This window comes from Actinophytocola sp. (genome assembly GCF_009379765.1).
Lineage (GTDB): Bacteria > Actinomycetota > Actinomycetes > Mycobacteriales > Pseudonocardiaceae > Actinophytocola.
The window spans coordinates 64205-85928 of sequence record NZ_WHTD01000009.1 but is presented as its reverse complement, the minus strand read 5'-3'; the positions used below and the strand labels follow the sequence as shown (position 1 = coordinate 85928).

At 68.3% G+C, this 21724-nt stretch carries 27 protein-coding genes; 18 read left to right on the top strand and 9 right to left on the bottom strand.

From position 1 onward, the window contains the following. The first annotated feature begins 98 nt into the window (after window positions 1–98). Both GEV28_RS04630 and GEV28_RS04625 read left to right on the top strand, forming a co-directional pair. Window positions 99–593: a hypothetical protein gene (locus tag GEV28_RS04630; protein WP_291408907.1), complete on the top strand. Its 495-nt coding sequence runs from the start codon at window positions 99–101 to the stop codon at window positions 591–593. Window positions 594–743: 150 nt separating this feature from the next. Next, a complete protein-coding gene (locus tag GEV28_RS04625; protein ID WP_291408905.1) occupies window positions 744–971 on the top strand; it encodes a hypothetical protein in 228 nt (75 codons plus the stop codon). 320 nt (window positions 972–1291) lie between these two features. Here GEV28_RS04625 and GEV28_RS04620 read toward each other — a convergent pair whose 3' ends face one another. From GEV28_RS04620 to GEV28_RS04600, 5 genes are all read right to left on the bottom strand, one after another. Further along, window positions 1292–1711, bottom strand: coding sequence for a hypothetical protein (locus GEV28_RS04620; protein ID WP_291408903.1), 420 nt, complete (start codon window positions 1709–1711; stop codon window positions 1292–1294). Window positions 1712–1725: 14 nt separating this feature from the next. Then, window positions 1726–2184 carry a hypothetical protein gene (locus GEV28_RS04615; RefSeq protein ID WP_291408901.1) on the bottom strand — a complete coding sequence of 153 codons (459 nt, stop codon included), beginning with the start codon at window positions 2182–2184 and terminating at the stop codon, window positions 1726–1728. After that, window positions 2184–2606 (bottom strand): hypothetical protein, encoded by a 423-nt coding sequence (locus GEV28_RS04610; protein WP_291408899.1) that lies wholly within the window; start codon window positions 2604–2606, stop codon window positions 2184–2186. Before GEV28_RS04610 ends, GEV28_RS04615 begins: the two co-directional genes overlap by 1 nt. Before the next feature lie 1304 nt (window positions 2607–3910). Then, window positions 3911–4114, bottom strand: a complete 204-nt coding sequence (locus GEV28_RS04605) for a hypothetical protein (RefSeq protein WP_291408897.1) — start codon at window positions 4112–4114, stop codon at window positions 3911–3913. 31 nt (window positions 4115–4145) lie between these two features. Then, window positions 4146–4298 carry a hypothetical protein gene (locus GEV28_RS04600; RefSeq protein WP_291408895.1) on the bottom strand — a complete coding sequence of 51 codons (153 nt, stop codon included), beginning with the start codon at window positions 4296–4298 and terminating at the stop codon, window positions 4146–4148. Between the two features lie 31 nt (window positions 4299–4329). Between GEV28_RS04600 and GEV28_RS04595 the strand changes: the two genes are divergently transcribed. Next, window positions 4330–4743, top strand: coding sequence for a hypothetical protein (locus GEV28_RS04595; RefSeq protein WP_291408894.1), 414 nt, complete (start codon window positions 4330–4332; stop codon window positions 4741–4743). A 120-nt stretch (window positions 4744–4863) separates the two neighbouring features. Here the strand turns inward: GEV28_RS04595 and GEV28_RS04590 are convergent, their stop codons facing one another. Together GEV28_RS04590 and GEV28_RS04585 are read right to left on the bottom strand one after the other, a co-directional pair. Further along, window positions 4864–5481: an NUDIX domain-containing protein gene (locus tag GEV28_RS04590; RefSeq protein WP_291408892.1), complete on the bottom strand. Its 618-nt coding sequence runs from the start codon at window positions 5479–5481 to the stop codon at window positions 4864–4866. After that, the gene (locus tag GEV28_RS04585; protein WP_291408890.1) at window positions 5478–5780 is read right to left on the bottom strand and encodes a hypothetical protein; all 303 of its coding nucleotides are present in this window, start codon (window positions 5778–5780) and stop codon (window positions 5478–5480) included. The genes GEV28_RS04590 and GEV28_RS04585 overlap by 4 nt, the downstream gene beginning before the upstream one ends. 26 nt (window positions 5781–5806) lie before the next feature. On the opposite strand from GEV28_RS04585, the gene GEV28_RS04580 reads away from it, so the two are divergent. Then, the gene (locus tag GEV28_RS04580) at window positions 5807–6022 is read left to right on the top strand and encodes a hypothetical protein (RefSeq protein ID WP_291408888.1); all 216 of its coding nucleotides are present in this window, start codon (window positions 5807–5809) and stop codon (window positions 6020–6022) included. Between the two features lie 56 nt (window positions 6023–6078). Further along, window positions 6079–7344, top strand: coding sequence for a helix-turn-helix domain-containing protein (locus GEV28_RS04575; RefSeq protein ID WP_291408886.1), 1266 nt, complete (start codon window positions 6079–6081; stop codon window positions 7342–7344). Between the two features lie 29 nt (window positions 7345–7373). On the opposite strand, the gene GEV28_RS04570 is transcribed toward GEV28_RS04575, so the two are convergent. Together GEV28_RS04570 and GEV28_RS04565 are read right to left on the bottom strand one after the other, a co-directional pair. Further along, complete coding sequence (locus GEV28_RS04570) at window positions 7374–7595, bottom strand: hypothetical protein (RefSeq protein WP_291408884.1); 222 nt, start codon at window positions 7593–7595, stop codon at window positions 7374–7376. A 1115-nt stretch (window positions 7596–8710) separates the two neighbouring features. Next, window positions 8711–9379, bottom strand: a complete 669-nt coding sequence (locus tag GEV28_RS04565; protein ID WP_291408882.1) for a prepilin peptidase — start codon at window positions 9377–9379, stop codon at window positions 8711–8713. A gap of 326 nt (window positions 9380–9705) precedes the next feature. Here GEV28_RS04565 and GEV28_RS04560 point away from each other — a divergent pair, with 326 nt between their 5' ends. From GEV28_RS04560 to GEV28_RS04500, 13 genes are all read left to right on the top strand, one after another. Then, window positions 9706–10260: a hypothetical protein gene (locus GEV28_RS04560; RefSeq protein ID WP_291408880.1), complete on the top strand. Its 555-nt coding sequence runs from the start codon at window positions 9706–9708 to the stop codon at window positions 10258–10260. Then, a complete protein-coding gene (locus GEV28_RS04555; protein WP_291408878.1) occupies window positions 10254–11117 on the top strand; it encodes a hypothetical protein in 864 nt (287 codons plus the stop codon). Before GEV28_RS04560 ends, GEV28_RS04555 begins: the two co-directional genes overlap by 7 nt. Before the next feature lie 125 nt (window positions 11118–11242). Next, window positions 11243–11974, top strand: coding sequence for a hypothetical protein (locus GEV28_RS04550; RefSeq protein WP_291408876.1), 732 nt, complete (start codon window positions 11243–11245; stop codon window positions 11972–11974). After that, on the top strand, window positions 11974–12840 hold the full coding sequence (locus GEV28_RS04545) for a chromosome partitioning protein (protein ID WP_291408874.1): 867 nt from the start codon (window positions 11974–11976) through the stop codon (window positions 12838–12840). The genes GEV28_RS04550 and GEV28_RS04545 overlap by 1 nt, the downstream gene beginning before the upstream one ends. Further along, the gene (locus GEV28_RS04540; protein WP_291408872.1) at window positions 12837–14276 is read left to right on the top strand and encodes an ATPase, T2SS/T4P/T4SS family; all 1440 of its coding nucleotides are present in this window, start codon (window positions 12837–12839) and stop codon (window positions 14274–14276) included. The genes GEV28_RS04545 and GEV28_RS04540 overlap by 4 nt, the downstream gene beginning before the upstream one ends. After that, window positions 14273–15184 carry a type II secretion system F family protein gene (locus GEV28_RS04535; RefSeq protein ID WP_291408870.1) on the top strand — a complete coding sequence of 304 codons (912 nt, stop codon included), beginning with the start codon at window positions 14273–14275 and terminating at the stop codon, window positions 15182–15184. Before GEV28_RS04540 ends, GEV28_RS04535 begins: the two co-directional genes overlap by 4 nt. A gap of 8 nt (window positions 15185–15192) precedes the next feature. Then, window positions 15193–16077 (top strand): type II secretion system F family protein, encoded by an 885-nt coding sequence (locus GEV28_RS04530; RefSeq protein WP_367115027.1) that lies wholly within the window; start codon window positions 15193–15195, stop codon window positions 16075–16077. A gap of 34 nt (window positions 16078–16111) precedes the next feature. Next, window positions 16112–16297: a hypothetical protein gene (locus GEV28_RS04525; protein ID WP_291408866.1), complete on the top strand. Its 186-nt coding sequence runs from the start codon at window positions 16112–16114 to the stop codon at window positions 16295–16297. A 45-nt stretch (window positions 16298–16342) separates the two neighbouring features. Then, complete coding sequence (locus GEV28_RS04520; RefSeq protein ID WP_291408864.1) at window positions 16343–16798, top strand: TadE/TadG family type IV pilus assembly protein; 456 nt, start codon at window positions 16343–16345, stop codon at window positions 16796–16798. Window positions 16799–16869: 71 nt separating this feature from the next. Continuing rightward, window positions 16870–17697, top strand: coding sequence for a hypothetical protein (locus GEV28_RS04515; RefSeq protein ID WP_291408863.1), 828 nt, complete (start codon window positions 16870–16872; stop codon window positions 17695–17697). A 2-nt stretch (window positions 17698–17699) separates the two neighbouring features. Further along, the gene (locus GEV28_RS04510) at window positions 17700–18176 is read left to right on the top strand and encodes a TadE/TadG family type IV pilus assembly protein (protein WP_291408861.1); all 477 of its coding nucleotides are present in this window, start codon (window positions 17700–17702) and stop codon (window positions 18174–18176) included. A gap of 71 nt (window positions 18177–18247) precedes the next feature. Beyond that, window positions 18248–18622, top strand: coding sequence for a hypothetical protein (locus GEV28_RS04505; RefSeq protein WP_291408859.1), 375 nt, complete (start codon window positions 18248–18250; stop codon window positions 18620–18622). Between the two features lie 98 nt (window positions 18623–18720). Further along, a complete protein-coding gene (locus tag GEV28_RS04500; RefSeq protein ID WP_291408857.1) occupies window positions 18721–21720 on the top strand; it encodes a BTAD domain-containing putative transcriptional regulator in 3000 nt (999 codons plus the stop codon). The last annotated feature ends 4 nt before the right edge of the window (window positions 21721–21724 follow it).

Below are 21724 nucleotides of genomic sequence, written 5' to 3'. Positions count from 1 at the left end.
ATCGCGGCGAGTCCGGCGCGTGTCTGACGTGTTACCGGGAGAAGGATCGTCGATCTCACCGGATCCGCCGGTATCGCCAACGTAAGGTTCGCCGAGCCATGGGCGAGCTGATCACCGTGCCCGAGCTGCCGCCGCAGCAGGTGTCGGCGCCGGCGGAGACCGACGCGGCGGGCGAGATCGCGGCTCCGGAACCGCCGCGGCGGCGAGGACGCTTCATGCACCCGCTGCAATGGGCCGAGACTCGACACCGCACGCTGGCGAAGATCAACGCGGGCTTCATCTCGTGCTACCCGCGCCAGGGTCGAGACGACGGAGACGTCACCTGGGAGCCCGTGGAAGACGACGGTGTCCGCATGAGCGCATGGTTGGTCGGCTGGCTGATGGACCCGGTGATCCGGCCGCTGTGGGCGCCCGACGACCGCAACGGCTCACGCACAACGCTTCGCCGGGTTCAGCTCACGCCTCACGGGCACCAGTTCCTCAACAAGTGGGATGCCAGCCGCGGGCGGGTCGCAGCGGAACCGGCGGCGCGAGCTGCACGGCCACCAGCCACACACCGCGCCGCCGCGGCGTCGGCTGGCGAGGTCTCATGATCAGCGGCATCCCAGGCGGGTCGCGATACGAGTTCCGCGTGAGATCGCAACGAGAAGGCCGTCCCGCCGACGTCGTGGTCGCGCTCGCAGCCGTAGCCGTAGCCGCCGTGACGATGAGCGCGTGCGCGCCGCTCGACAGCGGCGACGACGATGCGGCCGGGCCAGGTCGTCGACATCGAGGAACTGCTGGCCGAGCTGGTGGTCGCCGAGGAGAACATCGGCGCGCACTACGTCGATTACGACTGGCGCGGCACCGGATGGGCCCCGTTCGACGACGGGTCGGGATGTGCCACTGGCGAGTACGTGCTGATCGACCAGTCTGAGCACGAACTCGAGAACGGCGAAGAAGGCTGCTCGCTCGTGCCCGACCCGGGGTGAACCGTGCTGGACATCGCCGTACGACGGGCGAGCAATCTACGACCCGAACGACCTGCAGATTACCCACCGCGTGAGCCTCAAGGAGGCGTCGCGGTCCCGCGTGACCGGACCGGACCGCCAGGTCGGTTGGGAGCTGACCGCCGGTCCCGCCGACGGGCCGGCCAGTGCCCCGCGCCGGTGGAGCGGCGCCGGTGGATCCGGTGGAGAGGCGATGGCGCCGAACGGTTGGCCACGGGCCCAACTAGCGTGGATCTACTGGCAATCGGAGCCATGGTCAGCACGTTCGCGGGTCGGGGTCACGATGACCTTCCCCTGTCGTCTTATCCGTTCGGTTCGGGTGGATGTTCACGGCGCTCGACGCCGGCGAACAGTTGGCGCGCGGCGTTGAACTCGGGCAGGGCGGCCAGCTTCGCCGCCAAGTCGTCGTAGGCCTTCGGCTCGAGCCAGCCTTGCCGGGCCGCTTCGCCGATCTCCGCGGCAAGCATCACCTCGTCGACGGCCTCTTCCGAGCAGTACACCGCCAGCATCTGCGTGTAGGTGGTCTGCGCGGCCGTGTCGCCCCGCTCGCCGGCGTCCACGGCCAGCGTGAACAGGACAGTGCCGAGCAGCTGGTCGCGACTCAGGTGTTCGGACTCGGCGGCCATCTCGTTGACCAGTTGCTCGACGCGCGTCATGTTGCCGGTGCGGCCGGCCTCCTCGAGCGCGTCCCTCAGCTCGAGCGCCTTGACCGTCTCGTACACGTTCGGGAGCAGCATCACCGCCGGCTCCTTCCGGGCCTGGCCTGGTTCCCCGGTTCGCGGCGTCGGTGGATCAGGGCGAACATGGCCCGCGCCTGGTGGCCGGCCGGGAGCCGGTTGATGCGCTCAGCGAGCTCGTCGTAGGCGGTCGCGCCGAGCCACCCCTGTTTGGCCGCGGAACCGAGCAGGGTGCCGAGAACAGCCTGGTCGATCGCCTTGCGGCTGCAGTGTTCCCTCATCGTCTGCAGGAACGTCCGCTCGGCGACGTCCTCACCGGATTCGGCGGCGTCCATCGCGTGCTTGAACAGGACGACCGCCAGCACGTGGTCCCGGGTCAGGCCAGGTGACTGCGCGACCAGGTGCTCGACGAGCGTCCACACCGGGCCCATGTCACCGGTCCGCTCGGCCTGCTCGATCGCCGCGATCATCTCCTGAGCGTTGATGGTCTCGAAGGTGATCGGTACCAGTCCGCTCATTAGGCCCCCATCCCTGTTGCCGTCTCTTTGCTGCGGTCCTGCCGATTGCTCTGCCCGCCGCGGTGCCCAGGCTGCTCGGAAGGCGTCTCTCCGGCATGGGGCACGGCGGGCGTCACGTGGAAGCCGGCGACGATCGCGGCGACCAGCGCCGTGTACACGTTGCGGGTCGCTCGGCGCCGCTCGGTCTCGTCCAGCTCGTCCCACTGCGTGCCGAGCGGCGGGCCGAACGCGCCGTCGCTGAGGAGGTTGTGCTGTAGTTCCGCGATCTCACGCAACGGCAGCTCCTTGGTGAGGGTCTGCGCCTGCACGGTCGCGTCGAGAACGTTCGCGAACTGGCGGATCCACTCCATGTCGGCGTCGGTCGCGGGCGCGCCCAGGGCGCACACGATCTGCGGGTCGACCTCAGGTCCTTGACTGCCCACTATGTAGTCACCTCCACAGACTGGTCGTCGGGTTGTTCGACATCGGGGTACATCCAGGAACCGCCGCAGCGGCGACCGCGTTCGACACCGCCGTGCGCTGGCCGTGTTTCGTCGCCGCGGAGAGGTCGGTCCGTGCCGCACTCCGCGCATCGTCTGCGCGGGGGCGATGGTCGTTCGGCTTGGTCGAACAGTTCGTCGAGGGCCGCCGGTCGGCGCGCACGCTCGCATCCCGGCCGAGGACCGACGGCCGAGTAGCGGTGGGGCCGGACCGAGCTCACGTCGGAACGCGAGCGCAGGAGGTGAAACGGGCGAGGGCGGTGATAGCCCAGACCGCACGGTACTGTCGCGCAGCGCCACGTACAGCCTGCAAGCGAGGTGGTGCAGCACCGTCGCGGCGTGCTCCTCGTCCGCCGCGACGGTGCCGGTCACCCGCGTGCCGAACGCCTGTGCGAGACACGCCCAGCCATACAGCAGGGTCACCTGTCGCTGGGGCAGCCGCACGGTGATCGTCACGACGTCCGGGCCGCGGCGACGTGTGGCGAGTTGGTGGGCAGCAGAGGTCATCCCATCCTCCGGGCAGGGCTTGATCGCCTCGCGGCGAACGCACCGGACCAGATGAGGTGGGCGGCATGTCGTAAGGCGGCATGAGATCGGGGGGCGATTGATCACGCTACGCCGACGAATAGGCCCAGCAATCCTCCGAGCAGGGAGTGACCAACTGTAGAACACCCACAGACAGTCGCAAACAGCATCAACGGAACGTAATACCCAAACGACAATCAGTGAGATCGGCGCCGTTTGTCACCCGGACGCTGATCGCTCAGCGTTACCGCACTCAGCCGCTGGGCCGCCGACAAACCCTGGACAGACTGTGGACAACCAGACGCGAGCAGCCCGCGAACACCCCTCGTTACCTCCGAGCGAGGGGGTTGTTGGCACGCCAATCCCGATCGACGCCGCGTCGTAGACGTTGCCGATCACGCCCGTCGGTTCCTTCGAAACAGAGCCTGCCGAACAGCTTCCGACGCAGTCAGGCCCTGTTCGGATCCCGTGCGTGACCGTGCGCGACGCGGGCTGGCCTCAAGGCCACGGCGATGGGAACCGCGAGCAGCACTCGCTTGTTCGAACTCCATGCGGGCCGTCGTTGGCCGGGCCGTCACCGCAGGATCGGGGACCGGAAGGCTGAAGCGGGTCGCACACCTCGGCGCGACGTCGGTGGGCGTCAATGCGGCACACGCGCTGGTCGGTGACGGTCAAGCGGAGCCTCGGGGACTTGCGCTGGCTGACTGACAGCCGGCGCACGCTTAGGGCGTGTCGTTGGGGCGCACGCCGACAACGAGGCCGCCTTCCGCACGGACGCCGGCGGCGACGGCGGCCATCACGCCGGTACCGCCGCCGCAGATCACTGTCGCCCCCGCCTGGGCGAGCAACCCACCGACCTGGTAGGCGTTGGTCTTGTCCTGGTCGGTGCAGTGGCGGGGTCCGCAGACGGCGACCTGCACGGGCATGTTGGGTGTTTCCCCTGTCTCGTTCGGGTGATCAGTCGGTCGGGCCGTGCTCCAGCCCGGCCGGGGTGGCGGCGGGGTGGGTGCAGAACTCGGCGAGATCATCCCGCAGGGATGCCACTGTGGACGAGGTGACGTCGGGGTGCCCTGTGAGCAGGGTGTTCAGGGAACGGGCGCGGCTGATCACCGGTACGGTGCGGTGCTCGGTGACAGAGACCGTGCCGAACCTGGTGCTGGTGCCCCGCTCCACCGCCCGCATCCACACGCCACACGATCGCGAACGCATCGCCTGGGAGACCTACGGACTGCTCACCACCGCCGAACACGGCGGACACATCGCCGTGATCTCCCAGTACATGCGCCGCCACCTGCGCAGCGACTGCCACGTCCCCGACAACACGCTGGTCGAGCTGCCCGACGGTCTCAGCCCCGCCGACTGGCACCTCAGCCCACCCGCGAACGGGCATCCGCTCCCGGCGCCAGCGCACCAGGGGTTCTTACTGGCCATGGGCCGAGCACAGCCCTACAAAGGAACAAATCATCGACGGGCGCACCGGATTCGCTGCCACACCAGCGGATTCGGTGAGTCTGGCCACCGCTCTGCGGCGCGCACGCGCGCTCACCCTCACTGAACGGGACCGGATGAGGGAACACGCCCGCCACTTCGCCGGCGCCCGCTACGACCACCCCGCCGCCGTCGGGGACTTCCTGGATCAGGTCGCGCCGTGGCTCAACCGGCAGCTCGCCGGAAGCTAGTCCACATAGGAGCGGGCCAGTACCGGCGAGTCCGTCGGCAAACCCCGCCAGGTCCGCGCGATCCGGGCCGCCGCCCGGGCCTGCGCAAGGCCAGAACGCCCCCACCCCAACAGATCCGGCGATTCCTGCAGCGAGGTCAGCAAACGGCGCAACAAGCGGCCACCGTCAGGGTCCGGGTGCCGTGGACGGAACTCCCCGATCCGGCCAACCGTCCGAACCAACGCCTGCGGCACACCCGCCCGCTCCACCTGCTCATAGCCGAGATAGACCACATCCACCACGGTGACCTGCGATTCCTCCATCGCCTCCCGCACCACCGTGGCCGCCATGTCGACATCAACCGGTTCCGGTGAGCCACCCGGCAGGTTGAACCCATCCCCGGTGTCCTGCACCAACACCCGACCAGCCTTATCCAGCAGCCAGCCATACACCTGCACCACTGGCATGCCTGCCGGCACTGGCCTGGGGCACCACGCGAAGCCCACATCGACGGTCTGCGTCACGACCGCCGACCGTAGCCATCCCTGCGCTAACCCGCGCCGCGCCACGCCGCCACAATCGAAGGTTGTTTGCCGCGAGATCCGCTCTGCCCCGGCGATGCCGGTGGTCTTCACGGGTCGTCGGCCTTGCCGTTCCGGTACCGCAGCAACTGACCGTCCGGGTCGGCGGCCGCGCCGCGCGCCTCGGCGTGCTCGAGGAGCGCGGTCATGAGCGACCGGGACACTGGCTGCCAGCGGGCGGTGCCCTCCTTCTCCCGGAGGTAGATCAGGCACTGGTCGGGGTTGAGGTCGCGCGGGCGCAGGGCCAGGGCGCCCCCGGTCCGACACGCCGATTCGGTGTGCAGCCGGAGCAGCAGGGTGTCCAGTTCCGGATCATCGCCGGTGGTGCCGGCGTAGAAGTTGATCTGACTCATCTGGTCGGCCGACAAGACGTGGCGAGTTGGAGAAGAAGCTGTCCGAGCTGCTCGGCGAGCAGGCTTGGCGGGAGTCCGGGCTCGGCGCCCCGGCCGACATCGAACAGCTCCAACGCCGAATTGCCGACCTGGAACAGCAGGTGGTCGACCTTCGCGGCCAGCTAGCGGAGCGGGATGAGGAACTCGACGCCGCCCGGACAGCCAACCGCGAGCTCATCGCCAACCTGAACAAACGGAACTGATAAGCGATCGGCCTGCCTGCGCCAGGCCTTGGTGGTTCAGTGGTAGATAGAGCATTGTGGTTGAACCGTTGCGCAGCACCGCCTACCTAGGCCCGGACAAAGGCAGATGGAGCCCGGCTACCTGGGCCGATGTCGTTGAGGCGGCCGCCGGTGGGCTGATCGATGAAACCCAATGGGTTGACCTGAAGCAGGAGCTTCCCGTCGGGAAAGCCACCGTGAACACCGACGTGGCCAAGGACCTCGCGTCCCTCGCGGTCGACGGTGGTCTGCTCATCATCGGAGTGGAAGACCACCACAGCCACGCTGGCAAGGTATGTGGCGTCGAACTAGCCAAACTGGCGGATCGGGTCGACCAGATCGCTCGCGACAAGGTCCTGCCGTCGCTCGTGGTTCGCAGCCTGGAAGTCCCCGACCCTGACCGCCCGGGGCATGGTTGTCTGCTGGTGCATGTCCCACCAAGCGCGCAGGCACCGCACATGGTCGACTACGTCTACTATGGCCGCGGGGACCGCGCCAACATCAAACTCAGCGATGAACAAGTCCGCGGAATTCTCGCCGACCGGGCGCGCACGCGCAGCGACATCGCCGCCGACCTACGGCAGATGGTGCACGACGATCCGCTCCCTGATGACGAACGACAGCACAGTCACCTCTACCTTCTAGCTCAACCAGAAGTCGCCCCGGAAGAAGTGTTCGTCGGCCTTCTCGCTCGAAACAACGCCGTCACGATCATCAACGAGCTTCTCGACGAGATCGCGCGAACCTCGAACTGGCCGTCATTCGACCCTCGCTTGCAACAGCTGCCGTGGCGCAGCCCGCGAGCTGAAGGGCACGCATTCACGACCGTGAGCGGTGGCGATCGCATCTACGAACCCGGCATGCTCGACTTGCTCGTTCGCGAGGACGGCGGGATCAGGCTCATCTGTGGACGAGGCACCGACTTCGGGCCGGGCCCGAGATTCGCAGACACTCCACCGCCGCGCGCGTTGATCGCCGTGGTTGCGTTAGGCCTGACCCAAGCCTTCGCTGCACTCGCTGGGCGGCTCGCGGACCAATACGCCGCTTACCAGGGACAATGGCGGCTCGGCATCCGCATCGACCGGCTTCGCGGTGTGGTGCCGATGGACAAGCTGGCCAGCCCTGGGAACCCCCCAGGCCATCCCTACACCCGCGACGAGTACGAGCGCGTCACCTCAGCTTCCACCGAAGAACTCGTCAACGCCCCGCATGCAATCACCGAGCGGCTACTCGCCCCCCTGCTTCGAGGGCTCGGAATTGCCCCGCAATATCTACCCCTGAACCCGGGTCAAGCGGGTTCGTAGATCGTCGGGTCGGCCTGCCCGCGGCCGGCCTACATGCCACGGCTTGCGATCTCGACGACGGTGACACCGTCGTAGTCGCAGATGGCCAGCTGGGCGCCCTGCATGGCGAGTGCCCGAGGCTCTGTTCGGCGCAAAAGCGTCGCTACACGCGCGCCGGTCGCCGGATCCCACAACCGCACCGTTTTTGTCGCTGCCGCCGGAGACAGCAAGCCCCGCCCGCCGGCACCGACACCGAACGCCACCGCGGTCACGTGCGGCGGGTGATGTAATGGGTCGCCCGCTGGGGCGCCGGTCGCCGGGATCCCCACAACCGCACCTTGTCGCCTGCAGCGGAGGCCAACAGCCGCTGCCCATGTCCGTCGAGACCAAACGCCACGGCGTGCGCGGGCTCCCGTGGTGCAGCGCACCCACCGGTTCGCCGGTCGCCGGATCCCACAACCGCACCGTGCCGTCCCAGCCGCCGCCGGAGGCCAGCAGCCGCCGGCCCCGCCCGGTCGACACCGAACGCCACCGCGTCCACGCCCGCGTGATGTAGCGGACCACCCACTTGAGCGCCGGTCGCCGGATCCCACAACCGCACCTCGCCGTAGCCGACGGAGGCCAGCAAGCGCGTCCCATCGGTGTCGAACGCGATTGCCCTCATCGTGCCCTCGATACTCTTCGCCAGGCCCGTGCTCTGAAGGTTGGTTCCCCACAGCCACACCGTGTCGTCTCCGCCGGACGCCAGCAACCGTCGCCCGTCCCCGTCGACACCGAACGCCACCGCGGGGCTGGTCCCCACGGCGCGCTCGCGATCGTCCCGCTCAACCCGTCGTCCCCGCGCCCGTGGGGCTGGTCCCACCATCGACAGCAACACCGAGTGGACCCAGCAGTCGTCCCCGCGCCTGCGTGGCTGGTCCGTCCGCGTGGTTGCACAGCTCCGCTGTGCCTCAGACGGGCATTGACCGAGTGATTCTGACCATGAGAACCGACCGCACATGTCGGCCGCTTCTGACCGCACTAAACGATCACCACCATGATCAATGTCGCTCGGAAACGACCGCACCGGGCCGGACAACGGGGTGGCCGCGTCTGCGGCGGCTTCCAGCAGCGCCGGATCGCCGCCGGGCAGGGGAAGTCGTGCCCCGTCGCCGAGTGGCTTGGCATCGGTGCTGAGGTCTTCGCTGAGCTGGTCCAGCGTGGTGATCATGTCCTGGTTCAAACGGTCGGCGGGCTGACATTGCGGGTTCTTCTCGTCTTCGGCGGGCAGTCGGATGGCCGGCCGACAAGCCCGTTCAGTCCGGCGGTCCCTCGGAGTGGACCGGCTGACCGGCGGGCGGGCAACCGGCGAGCCAGGCGAGCTGCGGGCAAATTGAGGATAGGCCGATCACTCCACTGGTGCGGGAAGATCACTCTGTACAGGCGCGCCCAGGGTGAGCAAGGTCAGCAGTGTTCCAGCGATGAGGTATAGCCCGAGCGGGACGTTGGGAAGACGTTGCTTGCCGCGGAAGGCTGTGCCTGTGAGCACGGCCAAGCCGCCAATCAGCCAGCCGGCAATGAAGCCTGTCCAGGTCGCTGTCCAGCTGACCCAGCCGAGCGCGGCCGCCAGGGCGCCGACCAGCTTCAGGTCGCCCCCTCCGACCGCCCCCGCTGCGTATAGGACTCCGTGGGCGACCAGTGCGGCCATCATGCTGAGAAGCGCCCGGGTGAGTTGGTCAGGACCGTTGAGAATCGCGTCGAGGCCGAGCAGTGGCAGCACCCCAACGTAGGTCGTGCCGATGAGGATGTTCGGCAGCTTGCGCGCGATCAGGTCGAGTGCGGCAAGCGGTACGCAGGTCGTTACGAGAGCGCTGAACGCCAAGAGTTCGACCTGCGCCCCGAGGCGGTAGGCGAGGGCCGCGAACAATGCCGCGGTCAGTCCTTCGAGGACACCCAATGGGGGTAGTACGGCGCTCGGCGAAGCCTTGCTCAATGATCGAACCACCACGGGGCGGAGTGCAAGCGACAGGAACGCGCCGAGTAGCGCCCAGGCTGAGATCGCGCCGATTGGCAGCATGGCTACGCGTTGCAGCGGCTCGGCACGTCTTGCTGCGGACGCACCATGGCAAGCCCCCAATCGACATGTACAGCCTGTCATCAGGACTTACCAGAAGCGCCACATTGTGGGCTGGGCGAACTTGGCCGATTACCCCATTCGGGTGACGTTGGGATGAAATGGCCATTCCGACTTTCGGGTACGTGCTTTCACACCTTGCAGTCGGTATGGGGTGGCAGGGTAGATGTGTGATCCAGGGCACTCGGCTCCGTCTGAGTTTGAGTGAGAGGAGCAAGGGGGTGGAGTCAGTGGGCTCCCGAGGGGCAGGTCGGCATGTCGCTGTCTGGGTGGGCGTGGTTGTTGCGGCGACGCTGTCGGCGGCATGTAGTTCCGGATCGCCGTCCGATCCGGTTCCGACGTCAGATTCGGCTACCAACGCGGCACCGGTGTCACCGTCTGATCCGCCGCCGTCGTCGGCGACCCCCGCCGACGCGGCCCGTCAGCAGGCGATCGCCGCTTATCGGGGGATGTGGGAGGACTACGCGGTCGCCGCTGAGACGTCGAATTGGCAGGACCCGCGTTTGGGGCAGCATGCCACCGGCACGGCGCTGACCAACATCACGCGTGGGCTCTATACGGACAAGGCGAACGGACTGGTGAGCAAGGGCCGGCCGAAGGTCGATCCTCAAGTGTCCTCTGTGGAGCCGGCTTCGGCTCCTGTCAAGGTGATCATTGCTGACTGCGGTGACAGTACCGATTGGATCCAGTACCGCGTTGACACCGGCGAGCCCGCCGATGACATCCCTGGTGGGCGACGGGAGATCAACGCCGTCGTCGAGAAGCAGGCGGGCGGCGCCTGGCAGGTGACCGACTTCGGTGTTCAGGAGATTGGGACATGCTGAGGCGAACGTTAACGGTCACCGGCATGGTATGCGCGCTGATCATCGTCAGTGCGGCGCCCGCCTTTGCCCGTGACCCATGGGGGTCCGTGGACTGCGACCAGACGCCATCCCCTGGCTGTGACATTGGGGCCGGAAACGATGGTGGAACCGGCAATGCCGACCCCGGTCAAGGCCAAGAGCCGCAGCAGGAAGACAGCCAGAGCGGTGGTGGCACCGCGCCAACCGGTGGGGGCGAGAACTCGGTGGCGGAGTGCGACTACGAACCAAGTGACTACCGACCGCCGGGGTCTGCCGGTTCAGGCACAGCGCCAGGCTTGTGGCTAAACGGTTTGTGCTCGGCGTCGGGCGTCATTCAAACGCCCGAGTACGTGGCGGCGTTTACTCCAGCCGAGGTTGCGCGGCTGGCCCGAAGCCAGTTGCGCCTGCCCACGCCGGACATCGCGGCCAACCCGTCGAGTGATCAGTTGGTGACGTTGCCGACGTGGCTGTGGTTGTCCAGCGGATGGGAGCAGCAGTCGGCCACTGCCTCGGTGCCGGGGGTGTCCGTGACGGCGGTCGCGAGGCCGACCTCGTTGGTCTGGTTCATGGGCGACGGCTCGACCGTGATGTGCCGTAGCGGAGGCACGCCGTTCCCCGCCGGTGGTGACCCGATGGCTGTATCGCCTGACTGCGGTCATATCTACCGAACTTCCTCAGCCGGCCAGCCGAACAACGCCTATCCGGTGTCGGCCGCGGTGCATTGGTCGATCAGCTGGTCGGGTGCGGGGCAGTCCGGCACGTTCCCCGACATGATCACGACCGCTACCGCGGCTTTCCGAGTCGTGGAGAGCCAGGCGGTCAACACCGGCGGCGGCTGACCCCGCCTCGGAACACCCGGCTGCCTGGTCCCACAACCGACAACCGCAGATCTGTCCAATTTGGCCACCACGTCGTAGACGTGTCGCGGCACGGTGGTCCCATGCCAAGAACAAGGAGGCCGGGCGTGAGCACACCCGTCTCAACAAGGCCAGAGAATCCCGAGGGCGCTACCGCACCACCGGGCTCCTGGACCCAACGCGGAGTTAAGAAGGATCCGCCGGCACGGTGGAAAGCTGTCGGGCGGTCGCGTCGCATCCCATACCTGCTGCTGGGCGTCATTCTGGTGGTCGCTTGTGCTGCCGCCGCGATGGTTGTCTCGACGCAGGTTGACGACCGGCGGTCAGTTCTGGTGCTGGCACGACCAGTCTCAGTTGGACAACTTCTGTCCACGCAGGATCTTCGACAAGTAGCGATCTCCACGGATGTGGGGTTGGACGCGGTCCCGGCGGGCGATTCGGCCACAGTGCTCGGTCATCCGGTCGCTTACAGCCTGCCCACGGGGGCGTTGCTCACCCGTGGCTCGGTGGGGGCACCGGCGATCCCCGCCACAGGGCAAGCGGTGGCCGCTGTGGCATTGACCGCCGGCCAGTTTCCGCCCGCGCTTGCTCCGGGAGCTCGTGTCGCGGTGCTGGTGTCGGCAACCTCGTCGACGGCTGGCACGCCCAGTACGAACGAATCCGCGGTTGCCGCGCCGGTCGCGCAATGGGCGGCGATGGTAGTTGACGTCGGCGCATCGGGGGCGGATCAGCAAACCACGGTGGTGTCGTTGCAGCTGGCGGAGGTCGACGCCCGCCAGCTCGCTGTCGCACCCACCGGGCAGATCGACCTTGTGGTGTTGAGTGGAGGTGGTAGCTGATGTTGATCGCTCTCTGTTCGCTGAAGGGCTCACCGGGCGTTACCACCACCGCGGTCGCGCTGGCCGCGCGCTGGGCCACCGATCAGAATCCGGTGGTGGTCGAGTGCGACCCGGCTGGCGGTGATCTGGCCGCTCGGTTCCGCCTGCCCGCCACGCCCGGGTTGGTGAGTTTGGCTGCCGCCGCCCGACGCAACCGCGACGCTGGCGTGCTGTGGCAGCACTCGCAACGGCTGCCTGCTGGCCTGGCGGTGGTTCCTGGACCGGTTGGTGCCGAGCGCGCCCGCGCGGCCCTGGGCATCCTGGCGCCTCAGCGCACTTCCGTTCTGCGCGCCGCGGGCGATCAACCCGGGGTGGTGGTGCTGGCCGATTGCGGACGGGTGGGTCTGGATTCCCCCGCACTGCCGATCATCCGTGCGGCCGATGCCATGGTGCTGTTGGCCCATGCGCACGATGACGAGCTGTCGCATGTCGCCGGGAAGCTCCGGATGGCCGCGACGTGGAATCCGCGCCCAGCGTTCGTGCTCGTCGGCGCCGGCTACACCACCGCGGAGGTCGAGCATGTACTCCATATCGGCGTGTTGGGCCGGCTTCCCCACGACCCCAAGGGCGCAGCGGTGCTCTGTGGACGTAGCCGCACCGGTCCCGGTCCGAATCGTTCCGCACTGGGACGCGCCGCATCTCGGCTGCTGCTGGGCATCGCCGCCTCCGCGCGGCGAGGCGGCACATCGCCGACCGAATCACCGCCGGTGCCCGTCGGCTCGACATCGCCACACGCCGCCGGTGCTGCGGCCCGCACGCCGAGCATCGCGGGCACGGTGGTCTCGCCGCCGCCGGGACCGTTGTCGCCCAACGGGATACGGCCATGACCGCGTCGCACGCCGACCCGAGTTCCTCCTCCATCAACGGCACACCCGCACCGGGCGGCGCGATACCGCCGCGCCTGCCGGGTCCAACCGACATTCCCGGGCGCAACCCGGACCAGGCGAGCGCCGTGGAGCGGTTGCGTGCACACTTGCGTCAGGAGGTGTCGGCGCAGCTGTCCTCACGTATCCAGGCTGATGAAGATGCCGGCCGTCCCGCGTTGCAACCCGTCGAGCGGCGTCGGATGGCGCAGGCCATCCTCGCTGATGCCGCGGAGAAGCAGGCTCAGTACGAACTCGACAGTGGCGGCGCCGTTGTCGCGCAGGACGTTGAGCTCCGCGTGATAGGCGCGACGCTGGATGAGATCTTCGGCATGGCCGGGCTGGAGCCCCTGCTGGCGAACCCGGAGATTGAGAACATCAACATCAACGGCGATCGCGTGTTCGTCCGCTACGCCTCGGGCAAGCGGGAATGCCTCGCCCCGATCGTCGGGTCGGACACCGAACTGGTCGAGCTGATCCGTGACCTCGCCGCCCGTTCGGGCGTTGAGGAGCGTCGGTTTGACCGCGGCAGCCCGGTCGTGAACTTCCAGCTTCCCGGCGGGGAACGGGTCGCGGCGGTGATGGCCGTGACCATGCGGCCGTCCGTGGCGATCCGCCGCCACCGCTTCCGTCGGGTGACGCTGGCGCACCTGCGGGAGAACGGAACCCTCGACCGAGTGTTGGAGTCCTTCCTCACCGCGATGGTCCGGGGCCGCAAGAACTGTCTGGTCACCGGGGGCGTCGCAATCGGCAAGACCACCTTGCTGCGCGCGTTCGCGTCGGCGATCCCCGCCTGGGAGCGGTTGTTCACGATCGAGGACGTGTTCGAACTCGGCCTGGGCGAGGACAAGCAGGCCCACCCCGACGTGACCGAGATGCAGGCTCGCGAACCGAACATCGAGGGCCAGGGCGCGATTACCCAGTCCGACTTGGTGTGGCAGTCGCTGCGCATGTCCCCGGACCGGGTGATCGTCGGCGAGGTGCGCGGCCCGGAGGTCATCCCGATGTGCAACGCCATGTCGATGGGCAACGACGGCTCCATGGCCACGCTGCACAGCAGCACCAGCAGCGGCGCGTTCACCAAACTCGCCGCCTACGCCGTGCAAGGACCCGAACGGCTGCCACTGGAAGCCACGAACCTCCTGGTCGCCTCAGCGCTGCACTTCGTGGTGCACCTGAGCAAACCCCGCGGCGAGGACGGCAAGCGCGTCCTGTCCTCGGTCCGCGAGGTGGTCGGCGCCGACGGCCCGCAGGTCATCTCCAACGAGGTGTGGCGACCTGGCCCGGACCTGCGTGCAATCCCCGGCGTCCCGTTGCGCACCGACACCATGGACGACTTGGTCGACGCCGGCTTCGACCCGGACCTGCTCAACCGGACCGAGGGATGGTGGACGCCATGACCGCCACCACCGCCCTCATGGGTCTGCTCGGCGCCGGTGTCGGGTTGGGGTTGCTGCTGATCGTGGCCGGCTGGCGCGGAGCCCCACTGCGGGTTCCGCGATGGGCTCGACGCCCGGCCAGCCACGGCGGACCTGATCCGCATCTGGCGCGCTGGCTGCTCGCGGCTGGCGGTGTGGGCATCGTGGTCGCCGTCGCCACGGGATGGCTCGTCGGGGGCATCCTCGCGGCCATGGCGACCGCGGGCCTGCCGCGCGTGCTCGGCTCGAACACCCAGCATGTCCGCACCGTGGCGCGGATCGAGGCCATCGCATCGTGGAGCGAAATGCTGCGCGACACCCTGTCCGCCGCCGCCGGTCTGGAGCAGGCGATCGTCGCCACAGCCTCGACCGTGCCCGAAGCCATCCGACCGGAGATCAACGAACTGACCTTCCGGCTCGAACGTGGCGACCGGCTCGCACCCAGCCTGCGGCACCTGGCAGAGCAGCTTGCCGACCCCACCGCCGACCTGGTCATCAGCGCCCTGGTACTGGCCTCGGACCAACAGGCGCGCCAACTCGCCGACCTGCTCGGCGAACTCGCTGCCGAGACCCGCGAGCAGGTGTCCATGCGCCTGCGGGTGGAAGCCGGCCGTGCGCGCACCCGCACCAGCGTGCGCCTGATCGTCGGGGTGACCCTCGCCTTCGCCGCCGGGCTGGTGGTCCTCAACCGCGGCTACCTCACGCCGTTCGACAGCGCTCTCGGTCAACTGATGCTCGCCCTCGTCGGCGGACTGTTCACGATCGCGTTCTGGTGGCTCGGGCGCATGGCCCAGTACCAGAACCCTGCTCGATTCCTCACCGACCTGGACGCGCTCCACACCCGCGACAGCGACACCGGCGGCGACCCGCTGGAAGGGGTGACGACGTGATCACAGCATTGGTCCTCGGCGCGGGATTCGGCGTCGGCGTCTGGGCTCTGGTGGTGTGGGCGATTCCTCCACGTCCCGGCCTGGGCGCCGTGCTGAACCGCCTGGACGCCACGCCGGAGCCGCCACCGATCACCGCGACCCAGGAACACACCGGCTGGGCCGCGACGATCGGGAAACCGTTCGTCGCGCCACTGGCCGCTCTCGGACTGCCGAGCCCGGGCTTGCGCAAGGATCTCGCCATCACCGGCAGATCGATCGAGACGCACCTTGCCGACAAGGCCGCGCTTGGGATGGCCGGGTTGCTGCTGCCGACCTTGGTGTCCCTCGCGCTCACGGCCGCGAGCATGCCGCTGCCCTGGGAGTTGTCGCTCATCGCCAGCGTGCTCATCGGCGTGGTCGGGTTCCTGCTTCCGGACGTGGGAGTGCGGCGTGACGCGGCCCGGCGCCGCGCCGATTTTCGGCTGGCTCTCAGCGCGTACCTGAACCTGATCCGGGTCACCCTCGCCGGGGGCGCGGGCGTGGAGGGCGCCCTCACCGATGCGGCCACGGTCGGGCACGGCTGGTCGTTCACTCAGTTGCGTCGCGCCTTGACCATCGCCAAGATCACCCGCTCGACCCCGTGGTCCGCCCTGCGGGCGCTCGGTGAGGAACTCGATGTTCGCGAACTGGCCGAGCTGTCCGCCTCCGTCAGCCTCGCCGGAACCGAAGGGGCCAAGGTCCGCGCCTCGTTGCGCGCCAAGGCTGCCGCATTGCGGACCCGCGAGCTCACCGACGCTGAAGGCGAGGCACAAGCGGCGACCGAACGGATGAGCCTGCCCGTCATTGCCCTGTTCGTGGGGTTCCTTTTGTTCATTGGATACCCGGCGGTCGCGCAGGTGCTGGGAGGCATGTAGTCCATGTCCACGCAAGACAGTCGTTGGAGGAACCATGTTGACGCCCGTGATTCTACTGTGGGCCTACGTGAAGGCACATGTGCGCCGGCTGCGTGAGGACGAGCGCGGCTACACCACTGAAACCGTGCTCGTGACCGCCGCGCTCGTTGCCCTGGCCCTGGTCGTGATCGCGCTCCTGGTGAAAGTCGTGACCGACAAAGCCAGCACCATCCAGATGTGACAAGCCATGCGCACTCACCAATTGGTCGGTTCACACCCGCCGGCTGTGCGGCCGCCGCTGAAACGTGCGGCGCTGCGTCGACCGTGGACTGACGAGCGCGGTGCCGCGACTACGGAACTGGTCCTCGCCATACCCCTGTTGTTGCTGTTGTTGATGCTGATCGCACAGTTCGCGCTCTGGATGCACGCCACCCACATCGCCCAGGCTGCCGCGTCCGAAGCCTTGTCCGCCACACGCGTGGAAGGCGGCACGGTCGCTCACGGGCAAGCCGAAGCGGACCGAATCCTCCAACAACTCGGCGGCGGACCGCTGCACAGCCCACACGCCAGCGTCACCCGTGGCCCGGCCGACGCGTCGGTACACGTGGAAGGGACCGTCACGGCCGTGGTTCCCTTCCTCACACTCACGGCTGTAGGCGACGCCGCCGGGCCGGTCGAACGGTTCGTTCCCATGGATTACGGGTTCCGCAGTGGACTCGGGCACGAACCGAAGGACAGGTGAGACGCCGTGAGCGCACATGCGGGCGTCGATTCGGTGAGGACGGGGGGAATTGCGTAATGATTGAGTCACCGGTGATCGAGGGTGAGTTCCCGACCGGCACCGAGTTGATGCTGTGGCGGCCAGGGCTCGACCGTGCCCGGCTTCGTCGGCGGGCGTTGCGGGCATCGCTGGTCTCGACGCCCGCAGCCTATGCGGTGTTGGGAGTTGCGCTCCTCATTCTGGGCGCGTCCGCGGCCCCGCGGCAGGTCGGTTGGCTGTGCCTCATCGTCGGCGTCCTGGCCGCGGGCGTCGGCGTGGTGGGTCTCTGGGTGAACTATCGGTGCGTCGACTACGACCACCAGCACGGACCCAACAAGTCGTGCCTGTTGGACAAGGTAAATGGTGAGTACTTCTATAGCGTCAGCGACTTCCACGATCAGCCACCATCCATTGTGTACTCGGTAGGCAGGATCATCGCCACAGTCCGCGATGTGTACGCCAGCCCAGTCATCGTGTGGCTTGATCCTCAGCAGGTGCACGAGATCCACCGGGTGGCCTGGGATGCCTTGCGAGCCCTGGACCGGACCCGCACGCTCCGAAGAGTCATGGACGATCCGCTCTGCGACGCCTTCCCGGACGATCTCCTCCACGCACATTCCCGCCTGGCCGTGGTGGACGACACCCTCGATGGCATCCTCAACTACCTGCACCAGGCGGTGTTGCTGGTTCAAGCCTGGGAACAGAAACTGGCCGAGACGGAGGTGCGTGCCCGACTGCGCGCCGAACTCGACAACATCCCCCACGACACGATCGCCGCGACCCTCCGCCGTGCGGAATCGTTGCCGGAGAGCATCTTCGCCTACATCACGGCCGCTCGTGACCTCACCAACGCTGGCTCCTTCGAGTGGGAACGAGCATGACCATGACCATGACCATCCGAAGCATCCACTTGGGACAACCAGGGCGTGCGCTGCGCGAGGATGACCGTGGGTCAGCCACCGCGGAAATGGTACTGCTCACCCCGCTGCTGATCATTATGTTGCTGTTCATCGTGTTCTGTGGCCGGCTGGCCGGCAGCAACCTCCGGCTCAACGACGTCGCCCATCAGGTCGCCCGCGCCGCATCGCTGGCCCGCACCACGACCAGCGCACAGAACGACGCGCGAGCGACCGCTCAGACCGCACTCGCCGACGCGGGAATCACCTGCCAGAGCCTCGCCGTCACGGTCAACACCGCTGGACTGCGACCCGGCTCCACGGTCACCGTCGACGTCAGTTGCACCGTTGGTCTGTCCGATCTCTCGCTGCTCGGGGTTCCTGGCAGCACCACGCTGTCGGCCTCCTTTGCCTCGCCTGTCGACACCTACCGCGGGATTGCCGGGAACGGAGGCGATGACTGATGCGCACCTGCCTCACTGCCGCCCTGCGTCGGCTCCATCGGGACGAGGACGGGCGGGTCACCGCCTTCGTCGTGGTGTTCGTGACCGCGGTGATCGCGTTCAGTGGCCTGGTCCTCGATGGTGGGCTTGCCTTGGCGGGCAAGGTCCAGGCCCTTGGCGAGGCTCAGGAAGCCGCCCGCGCCGGTGCCCAGGCCATCGATCTGTCCGCATACCGCTCAGACGGCACCCTGCGCCTGGTCCCCGCCCAGGCGACCACCCTCGCGAATGAGTACCTCGTCGCGGCCGGACGCAGTGGCACCGTAACCGTCGACGGCAACACCGTGTCGGTCACCGTCACCGACACCCATCACTCGCTCCTACTCGGCGCCGTCGGGGTCAACTCGATCAGCACCAAGGTCTCGGCCACCGCGCGACCCGAGCACGGCGTGACCGCACCGGAACCGTGAGGCTTGTCATGACCACGAGCTCCCAACACGCCTCACCAGGACGTCAACCCACGCACCGTGCCAGCGCGAGGCGCACGCTGGCGCAGGCGGCCCGCGTCATGGGCGGACTGGTCCGCTCGATCCTCGCCTCGGCCGTGCTCCTCGCCTTGATCGTCGGCATCCCGTACGGACTCGTACGCTATATCGGCTGGCCGTTGCCGGACCACCTGCCGACCTGGGCCGAGGTCCAGGCCGTGCTGCTGGCGCCGATGACACCGGAGTTCCTGCTCGGCTTGTTCGCGTGCGTGCTGTGGCCGCTGTGGGCCCGCTTCACCTTCGACGTGTTCGCCGCCATCCCAGACACTATCCGCGCCGCCGAGTGGCCACGTCCCGTAAGCTGCGGGCCGTTGCATGCCGTGGCTGGCGTCCTGGTCAGCGCTGTTGTGGTCTCGATCCTGAGCAGCCGCACATCCGATCTGACCGCGACGACCCAGATTGCGGCCACCGAGTTCGCCGCCGGAGCGCGCCCGCCCGCTATCACAGCGGTCTACCAGCCCACCACCGAGACCGTAGACAGCCGCCGCGGGATCATCACCGCAGCGCTGCACACGCACGCCGATACCCCACCAGCCGGGCGGCAGCCGACGGAGATCGTGCGGCAGCCTGAGCACGGGGTGTACGACAGCCTCTGGCGCTTGGCAGAGCGCCGTCTCGGTGACGGGAACCGCTGGCCCGAGATCTGGGCACTCAACAAGAACGCCATCCAGGTGGATGGGCGGGTGTTCACCAATCCGAACTTGATCCAGCCCGGCTGGCAACTACTGCTGCCCCCAACAACGGCGAGCGAGCCCGCACCGCCGATCGACACACAGCCCGTTCCGCGCGACCCGTCCACCCCGGACTCGCCCGAGCATGATCCCGATAACCAGCAGGATGCACCCAGCACACGGGCACCCACCCGTGAGCAGCCCGCTCCGGTCACACCACCAGTGCCAGTCGATCCCGCGCACCCCGGGCCGACCGCGGAACCCGGGACTGGCATCTCGATCTCGACCGGCGCGTTCGTCGGGATCGGCCTCGCCTCGCTGATCACCATCGCCCTGGTCACCGTGCGCCTGCACCGCCGACGCCGCTACCGGCCCGGCACCCCCGAGCCTGACGACCCCGGCCTGGCGCCGGTCGTGCGCGCGCTGCGGATCGCCCACGACTCCGTCACGCTGCCGCCGGACGACGACGAAACACCGATCACTCCCGCTTTGCTGGACGCGGCCCGCCTTCCCGAACTCGATACCCGTGAACGGGCGCAGGCCACCGCGCGGGCCGTCCTGCCGGGAGAGAACGAGACCGTTCTCGGTGTCCGCGACGGACACGCCGTCGCGCTCAACGTGGCACGCAGCCGAGGGCTTGGCCTGATCGGACCTGGTGCGCACGGCGCAGCCCGCGCCTTGATCGTCACCCTGCTCGCCCGCACCGCCGCCGACGACAGTGTAGAAGCTCTGGTCGTGATCCCCGCCGCCGATGCGCACGGCGTGTTCGGCGCCGACCTCCCACAACGATCGCCCGCCCGCCTGCGCATCGTCGACAACCTCACCGCGGCGCTGGACACCCTCGAAGCCGAACTCCTGAGCCGCACACGCAAGGCTCACGAATCCGACTCCGGCAGACCGCCTGCCCCGTTGGTGCTGGTCGCCTCGCCCGCCGCGGATACCGAACGCCGGGCACAAGCGATCCTGGACAACGGCTCCGCCCTCGGCGTGGCCGGCATCGTGCTCGGGCAGTGGCGCCCCGGCGGCACCGCACGCGTCCGCGACGACGGCACCGTCGGCGCCACCAGCCCCAACCTCGCCGAGGACCTGTCGGGCGCCCGACTGTTCACCCTTCCCAGCACCGACGCCACTGACCTGCTCACCCTGCTCCATGACACTGACTTCGCTCGTGAGCCCACCACGGCCGTCACCGCCGAGGACCAGCCCGACGACGCAACGGCCGACGACGCCTCGCTGGCTACGCCCGGCGATGAGCCGGGGGAGCAGCCCAGCGCGGCAATCGACGATGTCCACGACTTCGTGATCGCCGACACCGCCCAGCCGAAACCGGACACCGCGCCCGGCCAGTGGCCGCCGGCAGCCGCGGTGGTGATCGACATTCCCACACGTGCAAAGGCCGCACCCAGCCACGAACCCGAGGTCAGCCCGGAACCTTCCCCGCGCACCGAGGCACCACTGCAAGACGACACCCGGCGGCAGCCACCCGCCGAGCAGCAACCGGCGACCGAGCACGATCGCCCCTCGCCCTCGGCGGCAGCGGCCGTAGAACAGGCACGGGCGAGCGCCCCCGACGCTCCAGCACTGCACCTCCAAGTGCTCGGCCGGCTGCACCTGACCCATACCAGGGACGAACCCGTAGACATCATTGATGTCGTCGCGCCCCGCCAACGCGAGATCCTGGTCTACCTAGCGCTGCACCGCGACGGCTGCCGCCGCGAATCCCTCACCGCCGCACTGTGGCCTGATGCTCCGGGTGACCGGCCTTACAACAGTTTCCACGCCACCCTGTCGCAGCTGCGCCGTGCGCTGCGCAAGGCCACCAGCGACGCCCTCTCCACCCACGCGGTCAACAGAGACGGTCATTATTGCCTCGACAGGTCTCTGGTGACCGTGGATCTGTGGCAGGTCCAAGACGCACTCGTCGCGAGTCACCACGCACACACCCCGCAGGAGAGGATGGCCGCGCTGCGGCGGGTTGCCGAGCTGTACCGCGGCGACCTCGCCGAGAGGATCGCGGCTGACTGGATCGACGCACCCCGAGAGTCGCTCCGACGCGACGTCCTCGATGCGCTGAGCGCCCTCATCCGCGCGGTCGGTGACGACGATCCCAAGCAGATGCTCGCGCTGCTCGAACAAGCCCGCGGCATGGACCCGTACAACGAGGCCATCTACCGCGACCTCATGCGGGTGCAAGCCCGCCTCGGCCAGCACGACAGCATCCCGCGCACGCTTGGCCTCCTCACCACCTCGCTGGCCGAACTCGACCAGCGACCAACCCGCGACACCGTTGGCCTGGCCGACCTCCTCCGACGACCACACGGCAGCCAACAGCGCAGCAGGGAGGCCAGTTGACGTG

What these genes read in the sequence shown, in the direction of transcription:
- GEV28_RS04630 (WP_291408907.1), top strand. Translation starts at nt 99, where the DNA reads ATGGGCGAGCTGATCACCGTGCCCGAGCTGCCGCCGCAGCAGGTGTCG.
- GEV28_RS04605 (WP_291408897.1), bottom strand. Translation starts at nt 4,114, where the DNA reads ATGCCCGTGCAGGTCGCCGTCTGCGGACCCCGCCACTGCACCGACCAG.
- GEV28_RS04510 (WP_291408861.1), top strand. Translation starts at nt 17,700, where the DNA reads ATGACCATGACCATCCGAAGCATCCACTTGGGACAACCAGGGCGTGCG.
- GEV28_RS04555 (WP_291408878.1), top strand. Translation starts at nt 10,254, where the DNA reads ATGCTGAGGCGAACGTTAACGGTCACCGGCATGGTATGCGCGCTGATC.
- GEV28_RS04500 (WP_291408857.1), top strand. Translation starts at nt 18,721, where the DNA reads ATGGGCGGACTGGTCCGCTCGATCCTCGCCTCGGCCGTGCTCCTCGCC.
- GEV28_RS04540 (WP_291408872.1), top strand. Translation starts at nt 12,837, where the DNA reads ATGACCGCGTCGCACGCCGACCCGAGTTCCTCCTCCATCAACGGCACA.
- GEV28_RS04545 (WP_291408874.1), top strand. Translation starts at nt 11,974, where the DNA reads ATGTTGATCGCTCTCTGTTCGCTGAAGGGCTCACCGGGCGTTACCACC.
- GEV28_RS04585 (WP_291408890.1), bottom strand. Translation starts at nt 5,780, where the DNA reads ATGAGTCAGATCAACTTCTACGCCGGCACCACCGGCGATGATCCGGAA.
- GEV28_RS04625 (WP_291408905.1), top strand. Translation starts at nt 744, where the DNA reads ATGCGGCCGGGCCAGGTCGTCGACATCGAGGAACTGCTGGCCGAGCTG.
- GEV28_RS04615 (WP_291408901.1), bottom strand. Translation starts at nt 2,184, where the DNA reads ATGAGCGGACTGGTACCGATCACCTTCGAGACCATCAACGCTCAGGAG.
- GEV28_RS04565 (WP_291408882.1), bottom strand. Translation starts at nt 9,379, where the DNA reads ATGCTGCCAATCGGCGCGATCTCAGCCTGGGCGCTACTCGGCGCGTTC.
- GEV28_RS04525 (WP_291408866.1), top strand. Translation starts at nt 16,112, where the DNA reads ATGTTGACGCCCGTGATTCTACTGTGGGCCTACGTGAAGGCACATGTG.
- GEV28_RS04535 (WP_291408870.1), top strand. Translation starts at nt 14,273, where the DNA reads ATGACCGCCACCACCGCCCTCATGGGTCTGCTCGGCGCCGGTGTCGGG.